General features: G+C 69.1%; 1 protein-coding gene. It reads right to left on the reverse strand.

Annotated elements, in window-relative coordinates; translation table 11 throughout:
• The coding region (locus J5X86_RS49740) for a type I polyketide synthase (RefSeq protein ID WP_208523167.1) at window positions 1-8,547 on the reverse strand (8,547 nt) is incomplete at its 3' end.
• Window positions 8,548-8,588: the final 41 nt, after the last annotated feature.

Here is an 8,588-nt window from a genome sequence, read left to right on the forward strand (position 1 = left end):
CGCGGCATCCTCCAACGACCACACACCCGCCACATACGCCGCAGCCAACTCACCAATCGAATGACCCAGCAGATAGTCCGGCTTCACACCCCACGAGACCATCAGCCGATACAACGACACCTCAAGCGCAAACAAACCCGCCTGCGTATACGCCGTCTCCCCAATCAACTCAGCCTCATCACCCCACACCACCTCACCCAAAGGCCGGTCCAAATACCGATCCAGCTCCCCACACACCTCATCCCACACCGCAGCGAACACGGGATACGCCTCATACAACCCACGCCCCATCCCCAACCGCTGCGACCCCTGACCCGCAAACACCACACCCAACCCACCACCAACAGGACCCCCCACAACCACCGAACCCTCCAAAGCCCCGAGCAACCCCGCACGATCCGCACCCACCACCACCGCACGATCCGACAACGCAGAACGAGCAGCCACCAACGACCACCCCACATCCACCGGATCCAGATCGGGATCGCCCGCCACAAACCCACGCAACCGCTCCACCTGCGCCCGCACCGCCGCCTCACCCACACCCGAAACCACCCACGGCACAGCAGGCAACCCAACACGCTCGCCCCCAGCCTCCTCCCCCACCACCACAGGCGCCTGCTCCACAATCACATGCGCATTCGTCCCACTCACCCCGAACGCCGACACACCCACCCGACGCGGCCGATCCACATCCGGCCACACCACCTGCTCAGTCAGCAACTCCACCGCACCAACCGACCAATCCACATGCGGCGACGGCTCATCGACATGCAGGGTTCGCGGCAACACACCGTTTCCCAGGGCCAGAACCATCTTGATGAGTCCGGCGACACCTGCGGCCGCCTGGGTGTGTCCGATGTTGGACTTCACCGAACCCAGCAGCAACGGCCGCTCCGGGTCCCGATCCTGACCGTAGGTGGCCAACAGGGCCTGCGCCTCGATCGGATCACCCAGCGTCGTCCCCGTCCCATGCGCCTCCACCGCATCAACATCACGAGCAGCAAGCCCGGCGCTCGCCAACGCCTGCCGAATCACCCGCTGCTGCGACGGACCATTCGGCGCCGTCAACCCATTCGACGCACCATCCTGATTCACCGCCGAACCCCGCACCACAGCCAACACCCGATGCCCAAGACGGTCAGCATCAGACAACCGCTCCACCACCAGCATCCCCACACCCTCGGAGAAACCGGTGCCGTCCGCCGCCCCGGCGAACGCCTTGCACCGACCGTCCGCGGCGAGGCCGCGCTGACGGGAGAACTCCACGAACAGACTCGGTGTCGCCATCACCGTGACGCCGCCCGCAAGCGCCAGCGAGCACTCACCGTTCCGCAGCGCCTGCACCGCCAGATGCAACGCCACCAGCGACGACGAACATGCCGTATCCACCGTCAGTGCCGGTCCCTCAAGGCCCAGGACATAGGCGATCCGGCCGGACATCACCGACGCCGAATTGCCCGTTCCGACGTGGCCCTCGAACTCCTGCGGCTGATCTCCGCCCAAAAGGCTGACGTAGTCCTGGCCGTTGGTACCGGCGAACACTCCCGTCGTGCTGCCACGCAGCGACCGAGGATCGATCCCCACCCGCTCGAACGCCTCCCACGACGCCTCCAGCAACAGCCGCTGCTGCGGATCCATCGCGGTCGCCTCACGCGGGGAGATACCGAAGAACCCGGCGTCGAACGTGGTCGCGTCATGTACGAAGCCACCTGTCCGCGTGTACGAGGTCCCCGGGTGGCCAGGCTCGCTGTGGAAGAGCCCGGACAGGTCCCAGCCACGGTCCGCGGGGAAGGCCGACATCGCGTCCCCGCCCTCGGTGAGAAGACGCCACAGGTCCTCCGGCGAGCTCACCCCGCCGGGGAAGCGGCAGCTCATTCCTACGATCACGATCGGATCGCCGTCCACGAGGGACCCGCTCGGCTCGGTGTGCAGGGGCTCCGCGGCCGTCCCCAGCAGTTCGGAGCACGCGTATTCCGCCAGGGCGAGCGGGGTCGGGTAGTCGAATACGGCAGTGGCCGGCAGCCGCAGACCAGTCGCGGCACCCAGCCGGTTGCGGAATTCGACCGCTGTCACGGAGTCGAAGCCGAGTTCCTTGAAGGCGCGATGGGACGGCACGCTCTCCGGGTCGGTATGCCCGAGCACCACCGCGACGTTGTGGCGCACCATATCGAGCAGGAGTCGCCGCTGCTCGGCCCCGTCGAGCCCGGCCAAACGCTCACCGAGTCCGGATCGGTCAACGCCCGTCTCCTCAACGGCGGAAGCGGCCCCCGCGTCGACGAGTCGCCGTACCTCCGGAAGGTCGGCGAGCAGGGGACTGGGCCTGGTCGCGGTGAAGGCGGCGTAATGGCGTTCCCACTCGATGTCGGCGACGGTGACCACCGTGTCGCCCTGCTCGACGGCCGCACGGAGAGCGGCCACCGCCAGTTCGGGGGACAGTGCCGGAACGCCATGTCGCCGGGCCACCTCACCGGCTTCGGTCTCCCCCATACCGCCACCGGCCCACAGGCCCCAGGCCACGGAGGTCGCCACCAGGCCCTGGGCCCTGCGGCACTCGGCCAGCGCGTCGAGGAAGGCGTTGCCCGGTGCGTAATTGCCCTGCCCCGGTGTACCGACGGTCCCGGACAAGGAGGAGAAGAGCACGAAGGCGGACAGCTCCATGTCGCGGGTCAGCTCGTGCAGATGCATCGCACCGTCGACCTTGACGCGCAGTACCCGGTGCAGTTGCTCGGTGGTCAGTGACTCGACCGTCGCGTCGTCCAGCAGGGCGGCCGTGTGCACCACGGCCGTCAGCGGGCCGACTTCGGCTATCAGCGCGGCCAGTTGGGCACGCTCGGCCACATCGCACTCGGCCACCGTCACCGCCGCTCCGGCCACCTCCAGGTCAGCGACGAGCTCGGAGGCCCCGGGCGCGGCCATGCCGCGCCGGCTGGTCAGCACGAGGTGCTCCGCGCCCTGCTGCGCCAGCCACCGCGCGATATGGCCGCCCAGTGCTCCGGTGCCTCCGGTGACCAGTACGGTCCCGCTCGGATTCCAGGACGGCAGGTCGGTCCGCAACGCGGGGGCATGGGCGAGCCTGCGCCCGAAGGTCCCCACCGCCCGGATCGCGACCTGGTCCTCGCCCGAAACGCCTGACAGGACCCTTGCCAGCTGCGCGCATGCCCTCGCGTTCACCCCGATCGGCAGGTCGATCAGACCACCCCAGCGCAGTGGCTGCTCGAGCGCGATCACTCGGCCGACGCCCCACACCAGCGCCGATGCCGGTGCGGGCTCGACGAGGGTGTCCCCGGGCCCGGTCGACACGGCTCGTTGGGTCAGGCTCCACAGCGGGGCCTCCACACCCGCGTCGCCCAAAGCCTGAGTCAACAGCACCGTCATCGCGAAACCGACGGGAACGGAGGCGAAGTCCGGGTGCGGCCGCTGGTCCAGGGCGACCAGCGACACCACGCCCCTGACATTCGTCGCGCTGCTCGTGCCGGTCGTGCTGGTCGCAGTGGTCATGCTCGTCAGGTGGGCGGACAGCACAGCACGATCCATGTGCCGCTCGTCCACCGAACACACCACTGGCTCGGCCCCGTGCTGAGCGAGTGCCTCGCAGACGCCGGAGACCCACTCATGCTGGGCATCGGCCTGGGAAACCACGACCAGCCAAGAGCCCGACAGCATCGCGGCCCGGTCCTCGGCGAGCGGCTTCCAGTTGACCTGGTACCGAACCGCCTCGAGCGCAGACCTCTCGTGCCGCCGACGGCGCCAGGCCGACAAGGCGGGCAGCAGGTCACCCAGCGACGCGTCATCGACCTGCAGAACGGTCGCCAGCGATGCAGCGTCTTCGCGCTCGATGGCTGCCCAGAACTCGTGGTCCGCGGTGGTGTCCCCGTCTCGGACCACGCCCGGGGCGGTGGGCTCGACCCAGAAGCGCTCCCGCTGGAATGGGTAGGTCGGCAAGTCGACATGCCGGGCGCCGGTCCCTCCGAACGCCTGCCGCCAGTCCGCCGTTACCCCTCGTACGGACAGTTCGGCCAGCGCGGTCAGGAAGCGGGCAGGTCCGCCGTCGTCGCGGCGCAGCGATCCAGTGGTGATGATGGGCGTGTCGGTGGCGTCGGCGGTGTCCTGGACGCCGACGGTCAGTACCGGGTGCGGGCTAGCCTCGACGAACACCGTGTGTCCGAGCTCCAGCAGTCCCTCGATCGTGGACTGGAACTCCACGGTCTCGCGCAGATTCCGATACCAGTACCCGGCATCCAGCTCCACGGTGTCCATCAGCCGCCCGGTCACCGTCGAATAGAACGGAACCTCCCCGCCGCGCGGCTCCACACCCGCCAGAGCCTCCGCCAGCTCTCCTTGGATCTCCTCCACCTGTCGGGAGTGCGAGGCGTAATCCACCGGAATCCGCTTGGCCTCCGGAAACTCCGCCAACACCGCATCCAGCACCTCAACCGCCCCGGACACCACTGTGGACGCCGGACCATTCACCGCCGCGACCGACAACCCGGGACGGTCCCGCAGCCGATCGGCAGACACCGGGACGGACACCATCCCACCCCGACCTGACAGAGCCAGCAGCGCCTTGCTCCGCAAAGCCACCACCCGCGCCCCATCCGCCAGCGACAGACCACCCGCCACACACGCCGCCGCGATCTCACCCTGCGAATGACCCACCACAGCCGACGGCACCACACCGTACGAACGCCACAACTCCGCCAGCGACACCATCACCGCCCACAACACCGGCTGCACCACATCCGCCCGACCCAGCGCCGCCTCATCGCCCAGCACATCGAACAGCGACCACTCAGCGAACGGGGCCAACGCATCAGCACATTCACGCATCCGCCCCGCGAACACCGGCGAGGACTCCATCAACTCCAACGCCATCCCGACCCACTGCGACCCCTGCCCCGGGAAGACGAACACCACTCCGGTAGGCGATCCGGCCTCACCGGTCACCACTCCTTGGTCGGGAGTTCCGTTCGCCACCGCCTCCAGACCACGCAGCAGCTCAGCGCGGTCGGCCCCCACAACCACCGCACGGTGAGACAGCATCGCTCGGGTCGATGCCAGCGACCAGCCGACATCGGCCGGATGCACTGCACCATCGGCGCTCACGAAGGACCGAAGCCTGGTGGCATGGGCCCGCAACCCCGCCTCGCTCCGTGCCGACAGGACCCACGGAACGGCTGAAGGTTCGGTCGTTCGCACTGTCTCGGATTCGGCCGCCACGGATGCCTGTTCGAGGATGACATGCGCGTTGGTGCCACTTACGCCGAACGAGGAGACCCCGGCCCGTCGCGGCACTCCCCTCTGAGGCCAGAGGGACGGTTCCGTGAGCAGTGCGATCCGTCCGGCCGTCCAGTCCACGTGTGGCGTGGGCTCGTCGATGTGCAGGCTCTGCGGCAGCACACCGTGGCGCATCGCCATCACCATCTTGATCACACCGGCCACACCCGCCGCCGCCTGCGTATGACCAATGTTCGACTTGATCGAACCCAGCAACAGGGGCCGATCCGACGTCCGGTCCTGACCATAGGTGGCCAACAGGGCCTGCGCCTCAATCGGATCACCCAGCGTCGTCCCCGTACCGTGCGCCTCCACCGCATCGACGTCCGCCGCCGACAAACGGGCATTCGCCAGCGCCTGCCGAATCACCCGCTGCTGCGACGGACCATTCGGCGCCGTCAACCCATTCGACGCACCATCCTGGTTGACCGCGGAGCCACGCATGACTGCCAGCACCCGGTGGCCGTTCCGCTCGGCGTCGGACAGCCGCTCCAGCAGGAGGATGCCCACGCCTTCGCCCCAGCCGGTGCCGTCCGCCGCCGCCGCGAACGCCTTGCACCGGCCATCGGAAGCCAACGCCCCCTGGCGGGAGAACTCAGCGAAAGCGGTGGACGTGGCCATCACCGTCGCGCCGCCCGCGAGCGCCATACCGCATTCGCCCGCGCGCAGCGCCTGCGCGGCCAGGTGCATGGCGACCAACGACGACGAACACGCGGTGTCCACGGTGACGGCCGGGCCCTCGAGCCCGAAGGTGTAGGACAGCCGGCCGGACGCCACGCTCGCCGCGCTGCCGGTGGCCAGATGGCCGTCGGTACGCTGTGGCGCGTTACCGACGAGGGCGGCGTAATCCTGACCGTTGGTGCCGACGAACACTCCGGTGGAGCTCCCCCGCAGCGCGTCCACGGCGATCCCGGCCCGCTCGAAGACCTCCCACGAGACCTCCAGCAACAGCCGCTGCTGCGGATCCATCGCGACGGCCTCACGCGGCGAGATCCCGAAGAAGGCGGGGTCGAAGTCGGCAGCCGTGTAGAGGAAACCACCCGCCCCGACCGAGACACCATCGGTTCCGCCGACGAGGTCCCAGCCCCGATCCAGCGGAAAGGCGGATATGGCGTCCGTGCCCGATTCCAGGAGCCGCCACAGTTCTTCGGGCGAGTCGACCCCACCGGGGAACCGGCAGCTCATGCCGATGATCGCAATCGGGTCGTCATCCACCGGAGCCGTCGCGACCGTCGCCGCGAGAGCTGCCGACCCCACCCCTAGCAGCTGCTCCCGCAGGTGGCCGGCGAGGAGTTCCGGCGTGGGGTAGTCGAACACGACCGAGGCAGGTGTCTGTACGCCGGTGGCCACCATGAGTCGATTGCGGAGTTCGATCGCGGTCAGAGAGTCGAAACCGGCTGACTGGAATGTGGCCGCAGGGTCGATTGCCGCCGGGGTGGCATGTCCCAGAACGGCAGCCACCTGGCTACGTACGAGCTCAAGGACCGCCCGTTCCCGCTCGACCGGGGGGAGGCCCCGCAGTCGGTCGACGAACTCATCCGCCACGGGCTCGCGGCGAGCGGCGCCACCCAGCAATTCACCAAGCAGCGGATGGGGCCGCGCCCCGACGAACCGCGAAGCGAAGTGCTCCCAATCGATATCCGCGACCATCAGTGCGGTCTCGTCGTCGTCCAAAGCTCCCTGAAGGGCGGCCAGCGCCAGTGGTGGCGCCATGGCCCGTGCGTGCCCGGCCCCCATGCCGCTGTCGGCCCAGGCACCCCAGGCCACAGACGTGGCTACCAACCCCTCCGCCCGACGCCGCCAAGCCAACCCGTCCAACGCCGCATTGGCCGCGGCATAACTTCCCTGACCCGCATTGCCCACCGTCGCCGCAGCCGACGAGAACAACACAAAAGCATCCAGATCCCGACCCCGCGTCAGCTCATCCAGATACCGCGCCCCCGCCACCTTGGCCCGCATCACCTCCCGGATCCGCTCCGGGGTCAGCGATTCGAGCACACCGTCGTCGAGGACACCCGCCGCATGCACCACGGTACGCAGATCCGGAATCGTCCCCAGAAGAGCGGCGAGCGCCTCGCGATCGGCGACATCGCACGCCACCACGCGCACTCGGTCCCCCAGCTCGGCCACCAACTCCGCGACGCCAGGTGCCCCGGCCCCCCGACGGCTCGTCAGCACGATCCGCTCCACGCCGGTATCCGCCAACCAGCGCGCCACATGCCGACCCAGCGCCCCTGTACCGCCCGTGACCAGCGCGGTGCCACGACCGCGCCATGCGGCCGACGCCACACCGGACGGTTCCGCCCGCGTCAGACGGGCGGCCCACGTCCCGGTGGCGCGGATGGCGATCTGATCCTCACCGGTGTGCCCGGCGAGGATGGCGGCAAGCGCCTCCCCCGCGTGATCGTCCATGACCGCCGGCAGGTCGATCAGCCCGCCCCAACGGTCCGGATGCTCCAGACCGATCACGCGGCCCAGCCCCCAGACTCCGGCCTGGTCGGGCTCCACCAGGTCTCCGTCCGCCACGGAGACCGCCCCCCGGGTGACACACCACAACGGCGCGTCGACCCCGGCGGCCACGAGGGCCTGCAGCAGCGACACCGTCGCCTCAACCGACAGCAGCGACACCACACCCGCGACCGGAACCTCGCCCAGGTCCAACGCCGTCACGACCCGCGCATCAGCCCCAGCGGCCCGCAGCACGACGGCCACCTCGTCTCCGGCAGCGCCCACCACCAGCCACGTGCCACGCAGACGCGGCTGCTCAGGAACATCCTCGATCGGGGACCAGTCGAGGCGGTACCGCCACGACTCGACCAGCGACCTCTCCTGGCGACGGTGGCGCCATGCCGCCAGGGCGGGCAGAGCCGCACTGAGCGGCTGCCCGGCATCGATACCGAACGAACCGAAATCCCCGCGCTCGACGGCGTCCCAGAACGCCGCGTCCACCGCACTCGTCGCAGGCTCAGCCGAGGACGGCTCCAGCCAGAACCGTTCACGCTGGAACGCATACGTCGGCAAATCAACACGCCGAGCACCGGGGAACACCGCCGCCCAATCGATCTGGACGCCCCGCACATACAGCCCACCCAGAGCGGCCATCGCGGTAAGGGGCTCCGGACGATCCGGACGCAGTACCGGCAGACCGTCGCCATCGGCCAGAGCGGTCAATGTGCCATCGGGCCCCAGCTCCAGGAAGGAACCGACGCCCAGCCCACGGAGTGTGTCGAGCCCATCGGCGAACCGGACGGTCTCCCGCACATGACGCACCCAATACTCCGGCGAGCACAACTCCTCACCCGCCACCACAC

Origin of the sequence: Streptomyces sp. NEAU-YJ-81 (assembly GCF_017592595.1) — a bacterium.
In the GTDB taxonomy this organism is placed as follows: Bacteria; Actinomycetota; Actinomycetes; order Streptomycetales; family Streptomycetaceae; genus Streptomyces; species Streptomyces hygroscopicus_B.